Annotated in this window: 1 protein-coding gene; it reads right to left on the bottom strand. The window is 68.4% G+C overall.

Annotation, left to right across the window (positions count from 1 at the left end; genetic code table 11):
* The coding region (locus ON30_RS01530; RefSeq protein ID WP_040703586.1) for an AMP-binding protein at positions 1-538 on the bottom strand (538 nt) is incomplete at both ends.

Raw genomic sequence — 538 nt, forward strand, 5'->3', positions numbered from 1 at the left:
GCCGCGTCGCCATTGGCCGTCGGTGGTGATGAGGAGTTTGGCTCCGGCGTCGTCGAGGCGGTGGCGTAGCGCGGTGGGGGAGAAGCCGGCGAAGACGACGGAGTGGGTGAGTCCGAGTCGGGCGCAGGCGAGGATGGCGATGACGGCTTCGGGGATCATGGGCATGTAGATCCCGACGCGGTCGCCGGGTTGTAGACCGAGGTGGGTGAGGTGGTTGGCGGCGCGGCTGGTTTCTTCGAGCAGTTCGCGGTAGGTGAGGTCGCGGGTGTCGCCGGGTTCGCCGACGAAGTGCAGGGCGATCTTGTCGCCGTGGCCGTTGTTCACGTGGCGGTCGAGGCAGTTGTAGGCGGCGTTGAGTTGGCCGTCGGCGAACCATTTCGCGACCGGTGGGGTGGTCCAGTCCAGGACCTGGGTGAAGGGGGTGTGCCAGTGCAGGCGTCGGGCTTGTTCGGCCCAGAAGGCTTCGCGGTCGGTGGCGGCGGTGGTGTAGATGGTGGCGTCGACGTTGGCCCGCGCGGCGAAATCCGCACTCGGCGCG

This window comes from Nocardia takedensis NBRC 100417, from assembly GCF_000308695.1.
In the GTDB taxonomy this organism is placed as follows: domain Bacteria; phylum Actinomycetota; class Actinomycetes; order Mycobacteriales; family Mycobacteriaceae; genus Nocardia; species Nocardia takedensis.